The organism is Pseudomonadota bacterium, assembly GCA_011049115.1.
GTDB lineage: Bacteria > Desulfobacterota > Anaeroferrophillalia > Anaeroferrophillales > Tharpellaceae > DSCM01.
This window is the reverse complement of the sequence record DSCM01000048.1, coordinates 1-21448: the sequence shown is the minus strand read 5'-3', so window position 1 is coordinate 21448 and position 21448 is coordinate 1. Positions and strand designations below refer to the sequence as shown.

Annotated in this window: 20 protein-coding genes; 15 read left to right on the top strand and 5 right to left on the bottom strand. The window is 53.7% G+C overall.

Annotated elements, in window-relative coordinates:
- The 4 genes from ENN66_04050 to rlmN all read left to right on the top strand — a co-directional run.
- The coding region (locus ENN66_04050) for an IMP dehydrogenase (protein ID HDS15780.1) at window positions 1–932 on the top strand (932 nt) is incomplete at its 5' end.
- 8 nt (window positions 933–940) lie between these two features.
- Window positions 941–2494, top strand: a complete 1554-nt coding sequence (gene guaA / locus ENN66_04045; protein ID HDS15779.1) for a glutamine-hydrolyzing GMP synthase — start codon at window positions 941–943, stop codon at window positions 2492–2494.
- 12 nt (window positions 2495–2506) lie between these two features.
- On the top strand, window positions 2507–3898 hold the full coding sequence (locus ENN66_04040; protein HDS15778.1) for a sigma-54-dependent Fis family transcriptional regulator: 1392 nt from the start codon (window positions 2507–2509) through the stop codon (window positions 3896–3898).
- Window positions 3899–4091: 193 nt separating this feature from the next.
- Complete coding sequence (gene rlmN, locus ENN66_04035) at window positions 4092–5126, top strand: 23S rRNA (adenine(2503)-C(2))-methyltransferase RlmN (protein ID HDS15777.1); 1035 nt, start codon at window positions 4092–4094, stop codon at window positions 5124–5126.
- 91 nt (window positions 5127–5217) lie between these two features.
- Here rlmN and ENN66_04030 read toward each other — a convergent pair whose 3' ends face one another.
- Complete coding sequence (locus ENN66_04030) at window positions 5218–5637, bottom strand: chemotaxis protein CheX (protein HDS15776.1); 420 nt, start codon at window positions 5635–5637, stop codon at window positions 5218–5220.
- Window positions 5638–6023: 386 nt separating this feature from the next.
- Here ENN66_04030 and ENN66_04025 point away from each other — a divergent pair, with 386 nt between their 5' ends.
- The 7 genes from ENN66_04025 (at window position 6024) to rsmI (ending at window position 12865) form a co-directional block, all read left to right on the top strand.
- Window positions 6024–6878: a lytic murein transglycosylase gene (locus ENN66_04025; protein ID HDS15775.1), complete on the top strand. Its 855-nt coding sequence runs from the start codon at window positions 6024–6026 to the stop codon at window positions 6876–6878.
- A 205-nt stretch (window positions 6879–7083) separates the two neighbouring features.
- Entirely contained in the window at window positions 7084–7746 is a 663-nt protein-coding gene (tmk, locus tag ENN66_04020) for a dTMP kinase (GenBank protein HDS15774.1), read from the top strand.
- Window positions 7733–8716 (top strand): DNA polymerase III subunit delta', encoded by a 984-nt coding sequence (gene holB / locus ENN66_04015; protein HDS15773.1) that lies wholly within the window; start codon window positions 7733–7735, stop codon window positions 8714–8716. Before tmk ends, holB begins: the two co-directional genes overlap by 14 nt.
- A gap of 42 nt (window positions 8717–8758) precedes the next feature.
- Window positions 8759–9724 (top strand): hypothetical protein, encoded by a 966-nt coding sequence (locus ENN66_04010; GenBank protein ID HDS15772.1) that lies wholly within the window; start codon window positions 8759–8761, stop codon window positions 9722–9724.
- 100 nt (window positions 9725–9824) lie between these two features.
- Window positions 9825–11360, top strand: a complete 1536-nt coding sequence (gene metG, locus ENN66_04005; protein ID HDS15771.1) for a methionine--tRNA ligase — start codon at window positions 9825–9827, stop codon at window positions 11358–11360.
- Window positions 11361–11462: 102 nt separating this feature from the next.
- Window positions 11463–11999: a DUF721 domain-containing protein gene (locus ENN66_04000; protein ID HDS15770.1), complete on the top strand. Its 537-nt coding sequence runs from the start codon at window positions 11463–11465 to the stop codon at window positions 11997–11999.
- Complete coding sequence (gene rsmI, locus ENN66_03995; protein HDS15769.1) at window positions 11996–12865, top strand: 16S rRNA (cytidine(1402)-2'-O)-methyltransferase; 870 nt, start codon at window positions 11996–11998, stop codon at window positions 12863–12865. Before ENN66_04000 ends, rsmI begins: the two co-directional genes overlap by 4 nt.
- Here the strand turns inward: rsmI and ENN66_03990 are convergent.
- Window positions 12847–15117: a vitamin B12-dependent ribonucleotide reductase gene (locus ENN66_03990; protein HDS15768.1), complete on the bottom strand. Its 2271-nt coding sequence runs from the start codon at window positions 15115–15117 to the stop codon at window positions 12847–12849. The genes rsmI and ENN66_03990 overlap by 19 nt on opposite strands.
- Window positions 15118–15330: 213 nt before the next feature.
- Window positions 15331–15708: a fluoride efflux transporter CrcB gene (gene crcB / locus ENN66_03985; protein HDS15767.1), complete on the bottom strand. Its 378-nt coding sequence runs from the start codon at window positions 15706–15708 to the stop codon at window positions 15331–15333.
- A 284-nt stretch (window positions 15709–15992) separates the two neighbouring features.
- Here crcB and ENN66_03980 point away from each other — a divergent pair, with 284 nt between their 5' ends.
- The 4 genes from ENN66_03980 to ENN66_03965 all read left to right on the top strand — a co-directional run bounded on the left by ENN66_03980 (window position 15993) and on the right by ENN66_03965 (window position 20030).
- The gene (locus tag ENN66_03980) at window positions 15993–17873 is read left to right on the top strand and encodes a hypothetical protein (protein ID HDS15766.1); all 1881 of its coding nucleotides are present in this window, start codon (window positions 15993–15995) and stop codon (window positions 17871–17873) included.
- Between the two features lie 68 nt (window positions 17874–17941).
- On the top strand, window positions 17942–19495 hold the full coding sequence (locus ENN66_03975; GenBank protein HDS15765.1) for a 2-oxoacid:acceptor oxidoreductase subunit alpha: 1554 nt from the start codon (window positions 17942–17944) through the stop codon (window positions 19493–19495).
- Window positions 19470–19772: a hypothetical protein gene (locus ENN66_03970; protein HDS15764.1), complete on the top strand. Its 303-nt coding sequence runs from the start codon at window positions 19470–19472 to the stop codon at window positions 19770–19772. The genes ENN66_03975 and ENN66_03970 overlap by 26 nt, the downstream gene beginning before the upstream one ends.
- 39 nt (window positions 19773–19811) lie before the next feature.
- On the top strand, window positions 19812–20030 hold the full coding sequence (locus ENN66_03965) for a hypothetical protein (protein HDS15763.1): 219 nt from the start codon (window positions 19812–19814) through the stop codon (window positions 20028–20030).
- A 30-nt stretch (window positions 20031–20060) separates the two neighbouring features.
- On the opposite strand, the gene ENN66_03960 is transcribed toward ENN66_03965, so the two are convergent.
- The gene (locus tag ENN66_03960) at window positions 20061–20573 is read right to left on the bottom strand and encodes a response regulator (protein ID HDS15762.1); all 513 of its coding nucleotides are present in this window, start codon (window positions 20571–20573) and stop codon (window positions 20061–20063) included.
- Window positions 20431–20925 (bottom strand): hypothetical protein, encoded by a 495-nt coding sequence (locus ENN66_03955; GenBank protein HDS15761.1) that lies wholly within the window; start codon window positions 20923–20925, stop codon window positions 20431–20433. The genes ENN66_03960 and ENN66_03955 overlap by 143 nt, the downstream gene beginning before the upstream one ends.
- Window positions 20926–21448 lie beyond the last annotated feature (523 nt).

The window sequence follows — 21448 nt, the reverse complement described above, 5'->3', positions numbered from 1 at the left end:
ATCGCATTGAAAAACTGTTGGTAGTCGATGACGATAATCGTTTGCAGGGACTGATCACCATCAAAGATATCGAAAAAACGCGTATGTATCCCGATTCCTGCAAGGATGGGATGGGGCGGTTGCGGGTTGGAGCGGCAGTCGGTGTGGCCGGTGACCGTGAGGAACGGGTCGCGGCTCTGCTCAAGGCCGGAGCCGACGTGATTGTGATTGACACCGCTCATGGGCATAGTCGGGGCGTGCTGGAAGCCGTGGCTGCGACCCGGAAAAATTTTGCCTGCCAGTTGATTGTCGGAAATGTTGCGACGGCAGCCGGCACGGAAGCTTTGATTAAGGCCGGGGCCGATGCCGTCAAGGTCGGTATCGGCCCCGGGTCAATCTGTACGACCAGGATCGTGGCCGGAATCGGGGTGCCGCAAGTGTCGGCTCTGATAGCCTGTCATGGAGTGGCCGAGAAATATGGAGTGCCGATCATTGCCGATGGCGGGATAAAGTTTTCCGGCGATATTGTGAAAGCCATAGCTTCCGGGGCTCATTGCGTGATGATCGGTTCCCTGTTCGCCGGAACCGAGGAGAGTCCCGGCGAAACCATTCTTTACCAGGGCCGCAGCTACAAACTCTATCGTGGCATGGGGTCTCTCGGGGCCATGCAGGCCGGCAGCAAGGATCGTTATTTTCAGGATGGGGTCGTGGAGCAGAAGAAACTGGTTCCCGAAGGGATCGAGGGCCGAGTGCCTTATAAAGGGAGTCTTTCCTCCAGTATCTATCAACTTCTCGGGGGTCTGCGCTCGGGAATGGGGTATGCCGGCTGCGCCACGATTGATGCCTTGCGTCATGATGCCGTGATGATGCGGATTACCCCGGCGGGTTTACGTGAAAGCCATGTCCACGATGTCATTATAACCAAGGAAGCCCCCAATTATCGAATGGAGTAATTGTCATAATGCAGCAGCATGACATTCATGAGGAAAGAATCCTCATTCTTGATTTCGGCTCGCAATACACGCAGCTCATTGCCAGGCGGGTGCGGGAGCATAAGGTTTACTGTGAGATTCATCCCTTTAATCTGTCCTTAGCCCGAATTCGCGAGTTTGCTCCTCGGGGAATTATCTTTTCCGGCGGTCCGGCCAGCACTTACGGCAGCAGCGCCCCTCATGTCGACCATGGGGTCTTTAGCCTGGGACTGCCGATTCTCGGTATCTGTTACGGCATGCAGGAGATCGCCGAGCGGTTGGGCGGCAAGGTCGGGCATTCGGCCGAACGTGAATTCGGTCTGGCCAGCCTGCAGCGGGTGGCCAACGATCCCCTGTGGCAGGGACTTGAATTTCCGGAACAGGTTTGGATGAGCCATGGTGATAAGGTGCTGGTTTTGCCGGAAGGTTTTTCGGCGATCGGGGCGACGGAAAATGCGGCGGTGGCGGCTTTCGCCAGTCCTGAGAAACAAGCCTGGGGCCTGCAGTTTCATCCCGAGGTGGTGCATAGCCGGAACGGGCGACTGATACTGAAAAATTTCCTGTTTTCAATCTGTGGCTGTCGGGGTCTGTGGACGATGCATTCCTTTATCGAGACGACGATTGCCGGGATTCGTGCTCAGGTAGGTGACGGCAAGGTTATTCTCGGTTTGAGCGGTGGAGTCGATTCGTCGGTGGCCGCTCTGCTTCTACATCGAGCCGTGGGTGAACAGCTGACCTGTATTTTTGTTAACAACGGGGTCTTGCGTCAGTCTGAGGCTGAAGAAGTCCAGAAGATGTTTGGTCGGCATTTTCAGATTAATCTGCGTTATGTCGATGCCAGCCGCAGTTTCCTGGAACTTCTGGCCGGGGTCACCGATCCTGAAAAGAAGCGAAAAATTATCGGCAACGAGTTTATCCGGGTCTTTGAAGCCGAGGCCCAGGCGCTGGAAGGGGTTGATTTTCTGGCCCAGGGAACCCTTTATCCGGATGTTATTGAGAGTGTTTCCTTCAAGGGGCCTTCAGCCGTGATCAAAAGTCATCATAATGTCGGCGGGCTTCCGGAGAAAATGAAACTCAAGCTGGTTGAGCCCTTGCGGGAGCTTTTTAAGGATGAGGTGCGCGAGGTCGGTCGGGAACTGGGTCTGCCTTCCGAGGTGATTGACCGCCAACCTTTTCCCGGTCCGGGACTGGCAATTCGGGTGATCGGTGAGATTACCGAAGCCCGTCTCGCCATGTTGCGGCAGGCTGACGCGATCCTGATTGAAGAAATTCATAGAGCCGGGCTTTACAACGAGATCTGGCAGTCATTTGCTGTTCTGATTCCGGTCAAGACGGTTGGCGTCATGGGGGATGAACGGACCTACGAGAAGGTTATTGCTTTGCGGGCGGTTAACAGTCTCGACGGCATGACGGCGGATTGGGTGCGGCTGCCTTACGATCTGCTGGGTCGCATTGCTAATCGTATTATTAATGAAGTGCGCGGTATCAACCGAGTGGTTTACGATATTTCGTCGAAACCGCCGGGCACGATTGAATGGGAATAGAGGCGTAAACCAATGGGGCAGGTCGGCCGGATTTTGCTTATCGATCACCCGGGTCGCATTCGCCAGGAAACGGTTGCCGCTTTGCGCGGTCTTGAGTTCCAGGTGGATGAGGTGGACAGCGGGGAACAAGCCGGAGTTCTGCTCGGCAAAACTTCGTATCAGCTGTTGCTGGCCGAAGTGGCTTTGTTGCCGGGCGGGGGCTTGGAATTTCTTAGGAGTCATGAGGATCTTCTTATAACCACCGTCGTGGTCCTGATGGCGGTCTCTTGCCCGGTTGATGTAGTGGCTGCGGCCATGCGGGCCGGAGCCGCTGATTTTATTCAGCGTCCCTATGGTCTGGATGAACTTTGCCTGCGTCTTGAGAAGGCTTTGAAAGTCAGGTTCTATGAGCATGAGCTGACCTATCTGCGGCATGAACGCAACATTATTTATCGCTTTGATAATTTTATCGGGGAAAGTCAGGCGATCAAGGAGGTTTTTGCCTTGTTGCGCAAGGTTTCTTCCAGCAACGCCAGTATTCTTATTTCCGGAGAAACCGGGACCGGCAAGGAACTGGTGGCGGGAGCGATTCATTACAGCAGCACGCGCGCGGCGAAAAGTTTTGTTAAGGTTAACTGCGCCGCTTTGCATGACAATCTGTTGGAGAGTGAGCTTTTCGGCCACGAAAAAGGGGCCTATACCGGGGCCAGCCGCCAGCGGATCGGACGTTTTGAACAGGCTGACCGGGGAACCCTTTTTCTTGACGAAATCGGTGATATGAGTCTCAGTACTCAGGCTAAGTTGTTACGGGTGCTGCAGGAAAAGGAATTTGAAAGGTTGGGGGGAGATAAAACCATCAAGGTCGATGTGCGAATTATTTCGGCTTCGAACAAGGATCTGGCCAAGATTATCCACGACGGAGCCTTCCGTGAGGATCTGTTTTATCGTATCAATGTAATCAATGTGCATTTGCCCCCCCTGCGGGAGCGGCGGGCTGATATTCCATTGCTGGCGGAATTTTTTATCCGCAAATTTGCGGCGGACCTGAAAAGAAATATCAACTCTCTGCATCCTGATGCCGCCCATTTCCTGCAACAGTATCACTGGCCTGGCAATGTCCGTGAACTGCAGAACTGTATTGAACGGGCGATTTTGATGAGTGACGGCCCTGAAATTACCGTGGCTGATTTAAGTTTTATGCGCACTCTGATGCCGGAGAGCCCCGAGCCGCCCGCGTTGTTCGAAATCCCCCCGGAAGGGCTCAAACTCGAGGATATGGAGCGTTCTCTGTTGATTGCGACCCTGGAGGCGTGCAACTGGATTCAGAAGGATGCCGCTGAAAGATTGGGTATCAGTAAGCGGGTTATGAATTACAAGGTCAAGCAATTTAGGCTGGCCAATTCGCGGTGGCTGAAAAATAAATGAATTCGTTGAACTCGGTGGTTGTCGAAGCCAGCGTCTCCGAACTACGGCAGCTATGGTTTGCTCAAATATTTTATGAAAAGGTGGCAAATGACGAAACTTGCCGGACCACCCAAAGCTTCTGGTTTTTTGACGCCGCCGACGGGAATTTGCATTGATTTCACAAAGCCCTAAAACCAGGCAGAATCTTAAGGGCATGACCCGGCAGGAGCTGGCCGACTATCTGACCGCTATTGGTAAAGAGCGTTTTCGCGCCGACCAGATTATTCGCTGGCTCTATCGTCAACGGGTTTCTGAAATTGCCTTGATGACCAACCTTTCCCGGGCGTGCCGTGAGTATCTCGAAGCTTCATCCTATATCAGTACCCTGACTTGTCTGCGGGAACAGGTGGCTGAGGATGGGACTCGTAAATATCTTTTTCAGCTTGAGGACGGCCAAACCATTGAAACGGTCCTGATCGGGGAAAAGGAACGTCTGACTATCTGTCTTTCAACCCAGGTGGGTTGTCGCATGGGCTGTCGTTTCTGCCTGACCGGTCAGTCTGGTTTTTGCCGGCAGTTGAGTAGCGCCGAGATCGTTGATCAGGTGATTCAGGTGATCGGTCGGATTGATCCTGAAGCGCCGGCCCGAGGGGTGATTACCAATCTTGTCCTAATGGGAATGGGGGAGCCACTCGATAACCTGGAAGGGGTGATTCGGGCCCTGGAAATCATGATGTACGATGATGGTCTGCAGTTTTCCAGCCGCCGGATTACTCTTTCAACCTGTGGGCTGGCTCCGCAAATCGAGGAGCTCGGGCGCCGCATTGAGGTTTCCTTGGCCGTGTCCCTCAATGCCACTACGGATGAATTGCGCGCCCGGCTGATGCCGGTTAACCGGCGTTACGATCTTAAAACCCTGCTTACCGCCTGTCGTGACTATCCGCTTAATCGCCGCCGACGGATAACCTTTGAGTATATTCTGTTTGCCGATCTTAATGATTCGCTGGCAGATGCCCGTCGTCTGGCCGACCTGGTCGCCCCGCTGTCGGCCAAGATCAATCTTATTCCCTTTAATGAACATCCCGAATTGCCTTTCAAAAAACCCCGGCCTGAAAAGATAGAGGAGTTTCTCAACTGTCTCCAAAAGCGCAATCTGACGGTTATGACTCGGCGCAGCAAAGGTGCCGATATCAGTGCCGCCTGCGGCCAACTTCGTGGAGAAACTCTTTCAGCTAATGATTTGCTTTAAGGAGCGAGGAAACGGGGTCTTAGGAAGGCTGGTTTCCGTGACGTTCAGCGTTGGGGAACGAAGAGCGTGAAGCTTGAAGCCGAGGCTGGCATCAGATAAAGGCGAATTCAAGGGAAAAATTGCCGAAATCGGTCTCAAAAGGCAGCACGACAATTGCCGATTTTGTAACGTGGGTAATGGTATGGTCCCTGCCCGTGATGATGGTTGGTATGCCGGCTGACAGGTTGATATTCTGAGCCTCGAGTTTGTTGCGTGCGTTTCCGCATATCATATTGGTGATTTCACCGACGGCATCGGAGACATCTTCGTTAAGATCGTCATGAACTTCACCCAGCATCTTTTCGAGAACCGCTTTGATGCAGGGAAACGAAAAGGTTATGGAAAGCGAACCTTCCTTGTCACCGGAGAGACCGATTATGCCGGTGATGTCACCGGTTGCCGCTTGGCTTTTCTTGATAAATGGTTTCCCAGGTTTTGATGAAATAAAGGCCATGGTTTTAAGCACATTCATGGTGGCTTCAATAAAGGGGTTGATATATCGTACGTCCACGGAACGATCTCCTTAGGTGAATTTTTCGATTGGGAGTGTTCGGGGAAACCTATTTCACCACCGTATCCCGGCCCAGCACAATCACATCGACTACCTATCAAATTGTCAGGTCAAGTTCAAGTATTTTTATAGATTTTTTTTTCACTTATTGTTACTATCTTTGCAGGTTCTTGGTTATTTGGTGCCGACAGTTTGAAAAATCAATATCTTATCAGTCATTGAAAGCGGGATTTGCTCGTCGTATTCTACCAGCTGAAGTTTTGACATTTTCCCCCAGGGACGATGGGGTGGCAATTATTTAAACTGCCTGATTTCGAGAACCGACAAGCTCTGATCTGGAGGTGAGTATGTTTATTTGGTCGCGGCTTCAAGATCTGATTTTAAGGCCAATTCTTTTTATCTGTCTGGCTTGGGGGTTACTCGGTGGCCAAATTGCCGACGGGGCTTCGCCTTGTCTTCGCCTGCTTGAACAGGAGGGGATAGGGGAGGAACTGGTGAATCGGTTTTGCCGGGAATTGACGGTGAGCCCGGCAATTATCGGTAAGAATCTTAAACAGGTTGAGTATCAGGCGGTCTATGATCGTTTTCTGGAGCCGGCGACCGTGGGCAAAGGGCGGCTTTTTCTGAAAGAAAACCGGGCCTGGCTTTCGGGAATCGAAGCGCTTTACCAGGTGGAAGGCGAATTGATAACCGCTATTTTCCTGGTTGAATCGGATCTGGGTCGATATCAAGGGAGCTATTCTTTGTTGGAGGTGTTTTTTTCTCTGGCCTCCTGCGCCGAGGAACAGCATCTGCGGGTTGTGTATGCCGAGCTTAAAAAGAGTTATCCCGAGCTCGAATACCAGTGGCTTCAAAGACGGGCTCAAAAAAAAGCACTCTGGGGGTATGAACAGCTGGTGGCGCTGTTTAAGTTGAGTGACCGGATTGAGGTGGATCAGGTTAAGGGGTCCTGGGCCGGGGCTTTCGGCATCTGTCAGTTTATCCCTTCCAGCTGCCTCAATTATGCGGTTGATGGCAATGGGGACGGACGGATTGATTTATATGATTTTAAGGATGCGGCCGCTAGCGTTGCCCATTATCTGAAAAAGAATGGCTGGCGTCCGGGGCTTGACCGTCAGGCCCGGGAGGATGTGGTTTGGAGTTATAACCACAGTAAATTATATTGTCGAACGGTAGTCGAGCTGGCTTATCGCCTGCAATGAATCCCACCGGAATTTTCTCAAAGCCTTTGTTCATGAGTTGATGTTCTGTCCCTGTCGGCGGGCGGGGTGTCGCCGGCTTTTCAGAGGGGTAAAGCTCCAGAGGACGAAGTCGGCTCCGGAGCATGGTGACCGTTTAAGGTGTCTTTTGGTGTGTGCGTCTGATCCGCAGAGGCGGGCTATGAAACTGACAGGTTGATGAAAAATTATGGTAAAACTTGCAGATAGCGGCCTGCTGCTTACTTTTGAAGGCATGGAGGGCTGCGGCAAGTCGACCCAGATAGCCTTGCTGGCAGGGCGGTTGCGGGGGTTGGGCCGGGAAGTTGTGGTTTCCCGGGAACCGGGTGCCACCGCGCTTGGTCTGGAGTTAAGAAAATTGTTGCTTGATCCGGCCTATGATCCGGATGCGCTCACGGAAATGCTTCTTTATCTTGCGGACCGGGCCGAGCATTGTCGTCTCGTGGTTGCGCCGGCTTTGCGCCGTAAGGCTCTGGTTCTGCTGGATCGTTACGTGGATTCGACCTGGGTGTATCAGGGCTTTGTCGATCGTCGCCTGGAGACCGCGCGGGTTGATCAGTTTAATCATTTGGTTGTCGGTAACTGCTGGCCGCAGTTGACCTTCCTGCTGGACTGCCCGGCGGAAATCGGCTTACAGCGGGCTCTGCGTCGTAATCAGGAAAATGGGTCGGTTGGGGTTGCGGATCGTTTTGAACGGCGGCGGCTTGATTTCCACGAAGCGGTACGCCGGGGTTTTCTGACCCTGGCGGCCCGCGAACCGGAGCGCATTCAGGTCGTTGACGCAACTTGCGGGATCGAGGACATGCATGCCGTTATCTGGCGGGAGTTTGTGAAGAAATATGCCCTTCGCTGATCTGCTCGGACAGGAAACAGCTCGGGAGCGACTGCGGCAGATGGTGGCTTCCGGTCGGGTACCGCAGGCTCTGTTGCTGGCCGGTCCGCAAGGCGTGGGTAAGACCAGAGCGGCACTTCTGCTGGCGGCAGCCTTAAGTTGCTCGGCCAAAAACCGGGGCGAAGGGGATTCCTGTGGCAGATGTCCTACCTGTATTCAGATTGAAAGACGCCGTTATCCCGATCTGTTGTTGATCGAGCCCGAGAAACTTCAGATTAAGATTGAGCAGATTCGTCAGTTGCAGGATTTTATCAGTTTGGCGCCGGTGGCCGGGAAACAGCGGATTGTGATTATCCAAAATGCTCACCTGCTGAACTTGGTCGCCGTCAACGCTTTGTTAAAGACCCTTGAAGAACCGAAAACCTCGGTTTTTTTTGTCTTGATCAGTCATTGCCATGAGCTGCTGCCGGCAACCATGCTTTCGCGATGTCTGCTTTTTCCTTTTGTCGTCCTTGCCCGAACGGCTCTGGTCCAAATTTTGTCCCAACATGAAGGCGCGCGTGATTTCTCTCCGGCTGACCAAGCTGAAGCCGCCGCCTGGGCCGCTGGAAGTGTTGTGCGGGCTCTGTTCTTTCTGGTTCCCGAGAATCGGCAATGGGGTCGGGGTTTTGTCGAAAAATTCGCCTCTCTGCCGCAAGGCAGTATCAGACAGGCGCTTGAACTTGCGGAAGCGGCCTCAGCTTTTGAGTTTACATCTGAACTTTTCTTTATTATACGTAATTTTCTTCATGATGCCATCCTTTGGGCCGAGGGCGTCGAGGTTGAGGCTGAGGTCGGCTGGCAACATGAGATCGCTTGTTTTGCTTGTCTTGGGCGCCTTAAACTTGTAAGCTTGCGCCGGGAATTGGACCTGATTGAGAATGATCTTGCAGTCAATATTAATTTGAAGTTGGCCTTAGAGGCTTTCTTTACGGGAATCATTTCAGTCTAGGCGGTTTGGTCTAGCGCCTGACGGATTTATTTGAGGTTATAAATGGTTAATCGCTATGCCGGGGTTGCGTTTCGCAATTCGCGGAGAGTTTATTGTTTTGAAGTCGGGGCGTTGCATCTCAAGGTCAATGATATGGTTATTGTCGAGACCGAGCGCGGGATTAATATCGGGCAGGTCGTGGTTTCTCCGGAACGGGCCGGTCTGCCGGAGGGCGTTGACCCCAAGACGGTTAAAAAGGTTTTGCGACAGGCTCGGGAGGAAGACTTTGTCAAGCTTCAGGAGAACCGCGATCGTGAACTCGAAGTGGCTCGAGCCTGTCGTGAGAAAATCTCCGAACTGGGTCTGCAGATGAAGCTTGTTCAAGCTGAGTTAATGCATGACAGTAACCGGGTGGTTTTCTATTTTACGGCGGAAAACCGGGTCGATTTTCGGGACCTGGTCAAGGACCTGGCTCATGGTCTTCATCTGCGGGTCGAAATGCGGCAGATTGGGATTCGGGACGCGGCCGGGATGCTGGGAGGGGTGGGTATCTGCGGACGGGAACTTTGTTGTTCCGCTTTTCTCTCTGAATTTGCTCCGGTTACCGTGAAAATGGCCAAAGAACAGAATCTGGCGCTTAACCCGATGAAAATCTCCGGCATCTGCGGTCGTTTGATGTGTTGTCTAGGTTATGAGTACGATAACTACCGTAAAAATGAAGGCAGACGTAAAAATCGCCGCAAGGATATTTCAGAAAATGAGGTTGGAAACGGCTTTAGGGCTGAAATCGGGCCTGAAACCGGCGTCTCTCAGGAAGAAACACGGGTTCCGGTTCAGGCCTCTGAACCGGAAAAGAAAGCGCTTGATAATCGTAGCCCGGCCGCAGGAGAAGCCTTGGTTAAGGCGGAGGAGGCTCCTCGGTCCCGAAGCTCACGCCGGGGCAAAGGCTCTAAAGGAGGCGGTCGTAACCGCAATCGTCGTAAAAAAGAAACCCCGCCTGCCGAAAAAGCACAGGAACAGAAATCTTAGGTAGAGTTTCTTGGTAAAAAGCCGGTTTTTATAGCGGGACTATTTTTACAAAGCCAAAATCAACTCGAATCCGTGAAGGTCACCCCAACCAGAGAAAATTATGAATGAGACTCAAGATAAAATTTATTATATTACCACCCCCATCTACTATGTTAATGATGTGCCTCATATCGGGCATGCCTACACCACGATCGCGGCGGATGTTATGGCCCGGTATCAGCGGCTGTTGGGTCGACAGGTGTTCTTCCTCACCGGAACCGATGAACACGGCCAAAAAATCGAAAAGACGGCGGCGCTCCGCGGTTTAAGCGCTAGGGAACTGGTTGATCAGGTAGTTGAAAGATTTCGTCATCTCTGGAAGCTGCTCAATATATCCCATGATGATTTTATTCGCACCAGCGAGGCTCGTCATCATCGAGCGGTTCATGCTTTTTATCAGCGGGTTAAGGCTAACGGCAAAATCTATCTCGGACATTACGAAGACTGGTATTGTGTGCCCTGCGAGACTTTCTGGACCGAAAAACAGCTGGTGGCCGGCAACTGTCCGGAATGTGGTCGGCCGGCCGAGAAGGTTCGCGAGGAGAGCTATTTTTTTGCCATGTCAAAATTTCAGCAGGCCTTGCTCGCTTATCTGGAAACCCATGAAGCTTTCATTCGGCCGAAGGGGAAGTTTAATGAAATTTCCGGATTTCTGCGGGAGGAACTGCGCGATTTAAGCATCAGCCGCAGCAGCTTCAGCTGGGGCATTCCGGTTCCCGATGATGAGCGCCATGTTCTCTATGTCTGGTTCGATGCTTTGATCAACTATCTGACGGCCGCTGGTTTCCCCGATGACGAAGACCGTTTTGCTCGGCTCTGGCCGGCGGATGTGCATCTGATCGGCAAGGATATTCTCCGCTTTCATACAGTTTACTGGCCGACCTTTCTCATGGCTGCCGACCTTCCCCTGCCGCGTCAGATTTTCGCCCACGGCTGGTGGACGGTTGAGGGTGAAAAGATGTCCAAATCGGTGGGAAACGTGGTCGATCCGTTGGCCGTGGTTGAGGAATTCGGGGTTGATGCCTTTCGTTATTTTCTCCTGCGGGAAGTGCCTTTTGGCCTGGATGGAGATTTTTCCCAGACGGCCCTGAAAGGTCGGATCAACAGCGAACTTGCCAATGATCTCGGCAACCTTCTGAGTCGGACGGTAGCGATGGTCGGTAAATATCGCCAAGCGCTGATTCCGGCCGGCGATGTTGAGTCACCGCATTATCAGGCCTTTGACCGGCTGGCCGAAGAGGTTCGCGGCGCGGTCGAAAAGGCCATGGCTGAGTTGGCTTTTCACAAGATGCTGGCGGCGGTTTGGCGTTTAGTGGAAAACTGTAACCGTTTTATCGATGAACAGGCGCCCTGGAGCCTGGCCAAGGACCCCGGCCGGGCGGCTGAACTGGATCAGGTGCTTTATTGCGTGCTTGAAAGTCTGCGTCTGTTGAGTGTTTATCTGTTTCCGGTGATGCCCGGAAAAGCCCTGTTGATGGCGGAACAGCTGGGTCAGGCCCGGCCTGATGCGGTTGCCGGTCCCGAGGTTTTTGTCTGGGGCGGGCTGGCCTCGGGTCTGGTCGCCAAAGGTGAAGCCTTATTTCCCCGTCTGGGCTAGCCGTCCTGATCTGATCGGAAGGAGACGGTCGAAAAAGGAGGCTCGGACCAACGATAAAGACCTGAGTCTGAAGATACCAAAACCTCGAATTTGAATTGAATCATGCAATTATTTTACCGGAACCGCCGGGAGCCTGGCCGGCACCGAAGATCGCAGCCGTTGCCGGTCGGCACCCTGGTGGACGGGGTTCTGAGCTCTCCCAAACTCAAGGAAAGATTGTTGCATGAAGATGTTTTTCGCCAATGGCGCAAGGTTGTCGGCGGCGGTCTGGTCGATAAATGTCAACCCGTGAGAATCAAGCATCATACCCTTTATATCGAGGTGAAAAGCAGCGCCTGGGCGCATCAGCTGATTTATATGCAGGAGGAAATTATCAAGCGGGTCAATGAACTGGTCGGCAAGTTTCTGATTGCCACCATTCACTGCCGGGCGGTCAGGACGCAAGATCAGTTTTCGATCGGGGCGAGGCCCGCCCCTCGGGAGAAACCTCCTCTTGCCGCTCTGGTTTCGGAAGCTGAGGCAGACGCTTGGCGGCGGGAGACCGAAACCCGGGTCAAGGACCCTGAGCTGGTTGAGGTCCTTTGCCGGATGCGGCGACATGCCGTGTTTCGGCAGCGCTTGGCGGGTTGGGCGCCATGACCGGGGCCGGTGAACTTTTCCTGATTGCCACCCCGATTGGTAATCTGGCTGATATTACTTTGCGGGCTCTGGAAACCCTGCGTGCCTGCGATCTGATCGCGGCCGAGGATACACGGACGGCGAAAAAACTTTTTCAACGTTACCAGATTCAGGCTCGTCTGCTTTCCCTGCATGATAACTCCACTCCGCAACGGTTGGCCGAGATTCTGCTGCAGCTGCAAAACGGCGCCCGCATCGGACTTATCTCCGAGGCCGGTACTCCGGGAATTTCCGACCCTGGTTACCGGTTGCTGCAGCTGGTTCTGGATGCCGGGATTCGCGTCACCCCTCTGCCCGGAGCCTGCGCCGCGATTAGCGCTCTTTGTGCCAGTGGGCTGCCTTCAGATGCCTTTTACTTTGCCGGTTTTCTCCCGGTCAAGCCGGGGCTTGTGCGTCGTCGTCTCGAAGCCCTGAAAAATATTGAAGCAACCCTGATCTTTTATGAATCTCCTCGCCGTCTTAATGCGACCCTGCAGCTTATGGCGGCGGTTCTGGGTAACCGATCGGCCTGCGTCGCCCGGGAATTGACCAAACTCTACGAGGAATTTCTGCGTTTATCCTTAACGGAGTTGTTGGCTTGGGGAGAAAAGCAGGAATGGCGGGGAGAAATTACTTTGTTAGTCGCCGGCTGCGATCTCAAGGAGTACAGCCGGGACCCACAAAGGCTTTTAGAGGAGGAACTTCGTCTGAAAAATCGTCTGGCGGACCAGGTTTTTACGAACGGGTGCAGCGGGCGGGATCTGGTTGGGGTTCTGGAAAGCGAATTTCCCCTGCTGAAACGCCGTCGTATCTATGAGTTGGTCAATTGTTACGCGCATTCTGAATAACCACAGGTATGGCAGACCATGCAGCCGCCTTCGTGTTCGACCACCCCACCGCACTCCGGGCAGGCCCCGAAAGCCAGATTGCTGTCATCGTGCAGGGCTTGGTCGCGTTTGCCGTTATTTTTCTCAAGGTGGTGACGAATCGCCTGAGCGATGGCATCGGCGCAAGAGGTAACCCGATTTTCGCCGAAGCCGGCCGGTTTATGACAGCTGATGCCGATCAGCTGTTTGATGATCGGTTCCGGCTGCTGGCCGCTGCGCCACGCCAATGAGACCAGGCGGCCGATGGCTTCGCTCTGGCTGGCGGCGCAGCCTCCGGCCTTGCCAATCGTATTAAAAAGCTCAAAAGCCAGCCCTTTTTCATCATCATTGATGGTGACGTAAAGGGGACCGCATCCAGTGGTCATCTGGTACGTACGTCCCACCAGGGTTTGGGGGCGATCCCTTTTGGTTGGTTTTTCCCCGAGAGTGGAATTTAGTTGCCGGCTGTCGGTTTTGCCGATATTGAGAACCTGATTTTCACGGCAACCGTCGCGGTAGATGGTGACCCCTTTACAGCCTTTTTCATAAGCCAGGAGATAGGCCTTCTCGACATGTTCGATGGTTGCGTCATGGGCGAAGTTGATGGTCTTGCTGACCGCGTTATTGGTGTATTTCTGAAAGGCCGCCTGAATTTCGATGTGATCCAGAGGGTTGATATCGTGGGCGCTTTCAAAATAACGGCGAAAACGCTCGGGAATTTCATCGGCATTGTGGCAGCTGCCATTATGGGCAATTTTCTTGACCAGGGCCTGGCTGAAAAAGTTGTTTTGCCGCGCGACCTTTTCAAAAATCGGATTGACCTCGAAAAGCTCGTCGTCATCCATGACCCGACGTAAAAAGGCCAGGGCGAAAATCGGTTCCACGCCACTGGAACAACCGGCCAGAATGCTGATTGTGCCGGTGGGGGCGATGGTAGTTCGGGTCGCATTGCGCAGTGGGACGGTTGGATTCCTGGTGCCGTAAATACTTTCCGGAAAATTGGGAAAGGGACCGCGTTTTTCAGCCAGTTCTATTGAAGTGTTGTAAGCCGTGCGGTCGATAAAGGACATGATCTCTTCGGCCAGTTCGCGGGCCTCGGTTGATGAGTAGGGAGTCTCAAGCATGAGCAGAAGGTCGGCAAAGCCCATCACCCCGAGGCCGATTTTCCGGTTGGCCTTGGTCTGTTTCTCAATCACCGTCAGCGGGTAATTGTTGATATCGACAACGTTATCGAGAAAGTGGACGGCGGTCTTGACCGTTTGTTCAAGCTTTTCGAAATCAACCCGACCGTCGGTGACCATGCGGGCCAGATTGATGGAGCCCAGGTTGCAGGACTCATGCGGGAGCAGCGGTTGTTCACCGCAGGGGTTGGTGCTTTCGATGGCTCCGACTTGTGGGGTCGGGTTGTCGGCGTTGATACGGTCTATGAAAATGATGCCGGGTTCACCGGAAAGCCAGGCTTGTTTAACAATCTGCTTGAAAACCTTACGGGCGTTTTGTCGTTTTACGACCTCCTGATTGCGCGGGTTGATGATGTCGTAATCTCCGTCGCTCTTGAGGGCGGCCATGAAATCATCGGTCAGGGCTACCGAGAGATTGAAATTCTGCAGTTTGCTCAAGTCGGATTTGATTTTGATGAAATCCATGATGTCGGGATGGTCGACTCTTAAAATCGCCATGTTGGCGCCGCGTCTGGTGCCGCCTTGCTTGATGGTTTCGGTGGCGCAGTCAAAGACCCGCATGAAGGAGAGAGGACCGCTGGAAATGCCACTGGTGGAATGGACGAGATCGTTGCTCGGGCGGATTCTGGAAAAGGAAAAACCGGTGCCTCCTCCACTTTTGTGAATCAGGGCGGTTTGTTTGACGGCTTCAAAGATACTTTCCATCGAGTCATCGACCGGTAAAACGAAACAGGCCGAGAGCTGTCCTAGTTCGCGACCGGCGTTCATCAGGGTCGGGGAATTGGGAAGAAATTCCAGCCGGGCCATGGCTTCATAAAATTCACCGGCCAGTTTTTTGATATCGGCTTGTGGGTTATGGTCTTTTTCCCCCGAGGCGATGGTCCAGGCGACTCGCCAGAGCATGTCCTTGGGCTCTTCCGCGGGTTCTCCGGTCTCGGTTTTTTTCAGGTAGCGGCGTTCAAGGACGGTGATGGCATTTTTGCTGAACTGCGGTAGGGTGGCGTTCTTGGGCAGACTGGGAATCTTTTCTTGGGCCGAGACCTGGTTTTTCATGCTACTCCCTTCATGGGTTCCTGGAGGAACGAAAAAGTAATAATTTTAAGAGCTTTACTGGAACTTTAAGTTTTGGGTACAGGTACTACATGTTGCGTTAAGGCCGTACTTAAAACACAATATCTGGTGAATGTCAAGGCTAAATTTTTTTGAGAAAGATTATATTGGTCTGCAGAAGCTTGATCTGGTGGGCAGGTGAGCGGGAATAACAGCTCAGGAGCAGTGGCGTCCCAGGCTCAGACCCAGCCAGGCTCCGGCCAGGCACAGGGTCAGATTCAGAACGATATTGAGCATGGCCTTGGTCAGATTGCCGCTCTCAAGGAGTTCCATGGTCTGAACGCTGAAGGTGGAAAAGGTGGTGAAGGCGCCAAGAAAACCGATGCCGATTAAGGCTGTAACATGGTCATTCAGCAACTGAGAGGACATGGCAATGCGAGCCAGTCCGCCCAGCAGAAAAGAACCGGCCAGATTGACGATCAGGGTGCCGTAGGGCAGACCGGTCCCGAGCAGGTTGTAGATCAACCCGGAAACCAGGTAGCGGCTGATGGCTCCGAAAAAACCGCCGCAGCCAATGAGGATGATTTTTGTCATGAGGCCTGTGTAATGCGGCTTTGATTTTATGTCAAGTGAGGAAAACTCAGAGTCAGGCTTTCTTCTGGCTTGGAAAATTATTTTGAGCCTTGCACAGTGACACCGTAGATCCAAGGGGCACTGAAGAAATTTATGTATGCTCTGTTCCCTGATGTGGGAATGAGCCCGGCAACCCCAGCGGTCTCTACGGTCCGCAAATAAGTACTCGCCTCGGTTGCTTTACTTGGTTTTTCAAACCGAAAATTAACTGTGAGGCACCTACTAAGACGATGGAGAGATTACCTATGCGGTGGCGTTTAGTCCTGTTTTTAAGCTGTAGCTTGTTTTGTATCTCTATCTGGGGGGGAGGCTGGTTTCATTCGGTCTCTGCGGATGAATACGACGATGCCCGGGTTGCTTTCGGTGCCTTCGAAGATGGTCTCTATGATTTTGCCGGTCAGGAGCTCGAACGCTTTCTAAAAAATCACTCGACTTCGAAAATGGTCGGGCGCGTACGTTTGACCTTGTTGCTCTGCGCCCTGGAGCTTGGAGATTGTGGGCGGGCCGCGGAACTTTTTCACGTGGTCAGGAAATCATCAACCCCGGCTGAACTGGGAATTGAACCGGCCCGTTTACAATTGCAGCTGGCGTTCTGCCGGCTGGCTCAGGGCAACCGCGCCGAAGCCCGCCGCTGTTTACATGAACTGCTCGAAGAGTATGCGGAGTCTGCGTCAGTGCCGGAGGCCCGTTTGGCACTGGCCCGGATTTATTTTGCCGATCAGGATTTTGCCGCCGCCAACCGGGAAATCACCCCCCTGGTGGAAAGCGTGGGGGCCGAGCAAAAACGCGTCGAAGCGCTGGGCAGGCACGAAATTAACTGGATTGCGGCCTTTAGTCGTTATCAGATCCAGGATTATCCGGGAGGCTTGGCGGCTCAGCAAAGCATTCTGGCCCGGCTTGACGACTACGCTTTTTCCCCGGTTGAGCTCCAGGAGTTTTTTGTCATGGTGATTGACAGCGCCGGACATTGCCGGGCGCAGCCGACGGTCAAAACGATTCTTGAGCTCTGGTTGCAGTTGCCGGATGGAATCCTGCTGCCGGATAAGTTGAGCGCGGCCCTGCAGGAGGCGCTCAGACTTGAACCTGAATTGGGACAGGCTGTCTGGCTGGAGCCGGCCTTAGTGAGGGTGGTTAAGTTTTCTTTGCCGGTTGCGGAAAAAATAATTTTTTACCGTTACCTGATTGAAATGGCACGGCAGCGTCAGGATGAGGACGTCTTATGCCGGCGTCTCAATGAAATTTTAAGCCTGCTGCCTTCCAGTCATCAACAACGGATAGCTTATTTGCGCTCCCTGCTGTGGTTGGAATACCGGCGGCAGCATTTGTCCGAGGTGGTCAAGGTTGGTCGCAATCTGGTTGATGAAGATAAAAATTTCTGGCGCGAGGAACTTGTTTTCGCGCCTTATTTGAACGCTCTTGCCGCCGTCGGCGACTGTGCTGAATTTGTCAGATATGTGCCTTCGGCGTTGCCGCCGGTAAGCCCGGAACAAGAGCCTGATCCGACTCGTTTTGGTTTTGATCTGACCGCCGGGCGCTGTTTGAGAAAAATGGGTCGAGAACGGGATGCGGCCGTATTTTTTCGTTCAATTTACAAATACTATTCGAGCCCGCGAAAACGGTTGCAACTTTTGTCGGAACTTTATCTTGTCGCTGCGGCCGACGGAGCCCGGTTGGAGACGGAAGACTGGATCAGAACTGAAGTAAAGGCTCATTTTCCCCTGGATCGGCGCGAGAATGAAGAGCTGCTACGCAGTTATCCGGAGCTGGTTTTGCTGGTGGCTGAGCAGTTTTTTCGGGAAAAGGCCTATGCTCAGGCGCAGCCTTCTCTGCTCTGGTTGGAAACGCTGTCTCTGGGACCGGAACTGGTTGATCGGGTAACCTTTTTTTTGGCGGAGAGTTTCCATCGCTCCCAGGAATCAGGAGAAGCCTGGCCCCGTTATCTTGCGCTTTATAAAAATAATGAGAGTAACTTTCGTTATCTTGCTGCCTTGCGCCTGGTCACTTATTATGAGGGCCAGGGCGAAACCGTCGAGTTGGCTAAACTTTACCGGGATTTACTGGCCTGGGAAAAAGATCCGCTGGTAGCCAGGGAATTTAAACGCAAACTGAAGGCTTTGCCTCAATAAGGTTGTTCGTGGCAAAGGGTTGAGGTTTTCGATGAGCTTACGCTAGAAAAAATAACAGGGGGTTGCCTATGCTGGAATACAATATCGTGCTTGCCGGAGCTGCCGTCCAGGGAGTGCAGACGACGGCGGAGCTCTGCGCCCGTTTTTGTCACCGGCTGGGCTATCATCTGTTTCTGACGCATGATTATCAGTCGAGGGTCCGCGGCGGCCATAATTTCATGCGTCTGCGCCTGGCCGATCGGCCCCTGGCGGCAGCGGTTGCCGGGATTGACATGCTGCTGGCGTTCAATCGGGAGAGCCTGGAGCTGTATCTGCCCGCGCTGAAGGAAGGCGGACAGGCCCTTGCTTCGGCGTCGGTGACGACCGGTATCCGTGATTCCCGGGTTTTTTCGTTTCCGGAAGATTTGCTGCCGGAGGCAAAAGCGGAAAAATTTGTTGGGGTTAAGCTGCTGGCCCGGTTTGCGGTAGGGGTCGGTTTTGAACCGGAAGTCCTGAAGCGATTGGTTTCTGAGTTTTTTGACGAGTCCAGGTCAAAGGAAATTCTTGCTCTGAACCTTGAAATCATAGAGGTTTTCAGCCGGCTGCCGAAAACCGGGCCGGTCTGGCTGCAGCCGAAGGCTAAACAGCGGGCCCCGGTCGGGGCCTTGCGGCTTTCCGGCCATGCCGGCCTGGCTCTGGGCCTGGTGGCCGGAGGACTGGGTCTGTATGCCGGTTATCCCATGAGTCCGGCGACGTCGGTCATGAATTATCTGGCGGCTTTCGGAAAGGAAAGCGATCTTGTGGTGGAGCAGGTCGAGGACGAGATTGCCGCTTTGAATGTTGCCTGCGGGGCTGCGTTCGCCGGGCTGCGGGCGGTCACCGGAACCTCGGGCGGTGGTATTTCCCTGATGACGGAAACCGTTAATCTGGCCGGGATCTCGGAAACTCCGGTGGTTATCATCAATGCTCAGCGTCCCGGTCCGGCGACCGGCATGGCCACGCGCACGGAACAGTCCGATCTGCTGCAGGCGGTTTTTGCCGGACAAGGGGAATTTCCTCGGGCCGTGCTGGCTCCGACCGGTCCCGAGAATGCTTTTTATCTGGCCGCCGAAGCCCTTAATCTGGCGGAAGTCTGGCAGTTGCCGGTGTTTGTTCTGACCGATCAGGCCCTGGGTGACGCGCAGACGCTGGTGCCGGAATATGATCTTGAGCGGGTCGTGATTGATCGGGGGCAGGTCGCGTCTGAACCGGAATCTTCGCAGTTGCTGGCCCGCTATAGGCTCACCGAATCCGAAATTTCTCCTTGCGCTTACGCGGGCAGTTCCCGCTGGATTGTGCAGCAGGATAGCCATGAACATACTGAAATCGGCCGTTTAAGTGACGACCGGGAAAATCGGGTGGCCCAGTTTGATAAACGCCGGCGCAAAGGAGAGGGGCTGGCGGCGGTTTTTCCGGGCCCTGAAATTTATGGTGACGACGATGGCCTGCTGTTGCTCTGCTGGGGGTCGCGGTTTTTCGCTACCTCTATCCGCTTAATTGCGCTCTGGTCACCAGGATTTTGGCTGCGGCTGAGCTTCTGGCGACGGCTGCTTTTTTGCCGAAAGTGGCAATCGTTTTATCCACAACCTGCGGCGCAATCTTGACGTCACCATTATCGCCAGTGATAACCGGGTGTTCGGCCTGACCAAAGGGCAGGCGTCGCCCACCGCGGACGCCTCCGTTACCACCCCGATCCAGCCCGAGGGCAGCGGCGCCGCGGCTCTCAATCCCTGCGCGCTGGCCTTGGTCAGTGGCGCGACCTTTGTCGCCCGCTCCTTTACCGGCAACCAGGAGGAGCTGGTTGACCTGATTAAAAGGGCTTTCCGGCACCGGGGCGCGGCCTTTATCGATCTTTTGAGCCCTTGCGTATCCTTTAATTAGACCAATACCTTTGCCTGGTATCGTCAGCATACCGTACCTCTGGCTGCAGGCCATGAGACGACTGATTTCGACCGGGCTTTGCATCTGGCTCGTTGTGGAGATGATCAGGGGCGTCTGGTGACCGGACTTTTGTATCAGGTTGCGGCTCCGGTTTTCGGGGAAGGGCGCCGGGCTTTACAGGGGGGGATTCTGGTCCGGAGAATGGAGGCGCGCCGACCGATCGCGGTGAAGCGGTTCTTTACCCGCTTTCGCGAATAGGTCGGTCGGGTCGGAAACGATCGCAGAGCTTTATGCGGCTCGATCCAGCACTTGTCGCATGATTTCAGCCAGCACCGCGATGTTTACCGGTTTCTTGATTACCGCCCTGATGCCGGTTCGGGACATGGTGATGTCGTCGCTGAGGTAATTGTAGCCGGAGCAGAGAATGACGGGCATTTCCCGGCGCAGGCAGTTGATTCTTTCGGCCAGTTCGATGCCGGTCAGTCCGGGCATGGTCAGGTCGGTAACCACCAGGTCAAAATCCTGGGGATGTTCACGAAACAGGTGCCAGGCCTGATTGCTGTCAAGGACGGCGGTGGCGCGATAGCCGAGCCGGATGAGCATGGCCTGCATGCTTTCGGCTACCATCTTGTCATCATCAACGATAAGAATCTTTTCATCACCGCCGGGCAGGGCGATCTCGGTTGCGGGAGCGCTTGCCTGCGGGGCGGCTGTATTCCGGCAAGTAAACCTTGAAGGCGGTGCCTTGGCCGATGACACTGTTGACCATGATGACGCCGCCGTGTTCCTTGACGATGCCATGGCTAATAGAAAGGCCCATGCCGGTACCCTTACCTTGTTCCTTGGTGGTAAAAAAAGGATCGAAAATCCTTTGTAAAAGATTTTCTTCAATGCCGCATCCCGTGTCGCTGACCGAAAGTTCAAGGAATTCACTGCCGGCCTGGACCTGTTCAAGCAGGGCGGCGGGCGGGGAGGCCGCCCTTTGCAGACCAACCTTCAGCCGGCCGCCGTTCTTTTCCATGGCATGAAAGGCGTTGGTGCAGAGGTTGACCAGAATCTGATGCATCTGGGTTGGATCCGCCATCACCGCGCCGCAATCGCCGGCGATGATTTCGTCGATACTGATGGTTGCCGGCAGGGTCGAACGCATCATCTTGACAGCTTCCTTGATGATCGGTTGTAGCTGCAGAGGGAATTTTCGTTGTGGGACTGGCGGCTGAAGGTCAGAATCTGATTCACCAGCTCCTTGGCTCGGGCTCCGGCCCGCATGACATTTTCCAGATCCTCGGTTAACCGAGGATCATCTTCATGGTTTAAAATGGTTAGTTCAGTCGGCCAGGACGCCGATGGCTTCCAGTTTCTGGGACTGCTGCAGTTGTTTGAACAGCAGTTTCTTTTCTTTTTCGGCTTTTTTCCGGTCGGTTATGTCCTGGGCAATGGAGAGCAGACGCGGTTGGCCGTCGACCACGATCGCCTCGTGGAAAAACAGACAGGTGGCGGAGTTGCCGTCCGCTTTGTTGATTTGGGTTTAGTTATGACAACCGAAATTTGACCAGTTGTGATTATAGAAAATTGATCACCCTGATTGCAAGATAAAGTTAAGCACTGATGTTCATGGTTAAATTTTAAGTTTGCTTATTGGTAATGTCTTTCCAGAGTTGCTCTCCCTCAGCGGT

Bases quoted from the DNA above. Each gene is read 5' to 3' on its own strand.
- guaA (HDS15779.1), top strand. From the start codon at position 941: ATGCAGCAGCATGACATTCATGAGGAAAGAATCCTCATTCTTGATTTC.
- ENN66_04040 (HDS15778.1), top strand. From the start codon at position 2,507: ATGGGGCAGGTCGGCCGGATTTTGCTTATCGATCACCCGGGTCGCATT.
- rlmN (HDS15777.1), top strand. From the start codon at position 4,092: ATGACCCGGCAGGAGCTGGCCGACTATCTGACCGCTATTGGTAAAGAG.
- ENN66_04030 (HDS15776.1), bottom strand. From the start codon at position 5,637: ATGAATGTGCTTAAAACCATGGCCTTTATTTCATCAAAACCTGGGAAA.
- ENN66_04025 (HDS15775.1), top strand. From the start codon at position 6,024: ATGTTTATTTGGTCGCGGCTTCAAGATCTGATTTTAAGGCCAATTCTT.
- tmk (HDS15774.1), top strand. From the start codon at position 7,084: ATGGTAAAACTTGCAGATAGCGGCCTGCTGCTTACTTTTGAAGGCATG.
- holB (HDS15773.1), top strand. From the start codon at position 7,733: ATGCCCTTCGCTGATCTGCTCGGACAGGAAACAGCTCGGGAGCGACTG.
- ENN66_04010 (HDS15772.1), top strand. From the start codon at position 8,759: ATGGTTAATCGCTATGCCGGGGTTGCGTTTCGCAATTCGCGGAGAGTT.
- metG (HDS15771.1), top strand. From the start codon at position 9,825: ATGAATGAGACTCAAGATAAAATTTATTATATTACCACCCCCATCTAC.
- ENN66_04000 (HDS15770.1), top strand. From the start codon at position 11,463: ATGCAATTATTTTACCGGAACCGCCGGGAGCCTGGCCGGCACCGAAGA.
- rsmI (HDS15769.1), top strand. From the start codon at position 11,996: ATGACCGGGGCCGGTGAACTTTTCCTGATTGCCACCCCGATTGGTAAT.
- ENN66_03990 (HDS15768.1), bottom strand. From the start codon at position 15,117: ATGAAAAACCAGGTCTCGGCCCAAGAAAAGATTCCCAGTCTGCCCAAG.
- crcB (HDS15767.1), bottom strand. From the start codon at position 15,708: ATGACAAAAATCATCCTCATTGGCTGCGGCGGTTTTTTCGGAGCCATC.
- ENN66_03980 (HDS15766.1), top strand. From the start codon at position 15,993: ATGCGGTGGCGTTTAGTCCTGTTTTTAAGCTGTAGCTTGTTTTGTATC.
- ENN66_03975 (HDS15765.1), top strand. From the start codon at position 17,942: ATGCTGGAATACAATATCGTGCTTGCCGGAGCTGCCGTCCAGGGAGTG.
- ENN66_03960 (HDS15762.1), bottom strand. From the start codon at position 20,573: ATGGCATCGTCAAGGAACACGGCGGCGTCATCATGGTCAACAGTGTCA.
- ENN66_03955 (HDS15761.1), bottom strand. From the start codon at position 20,925: ATGATGCGTTCGACCCTGCCGGCAACCATCAGTATCGACGAAATCATC.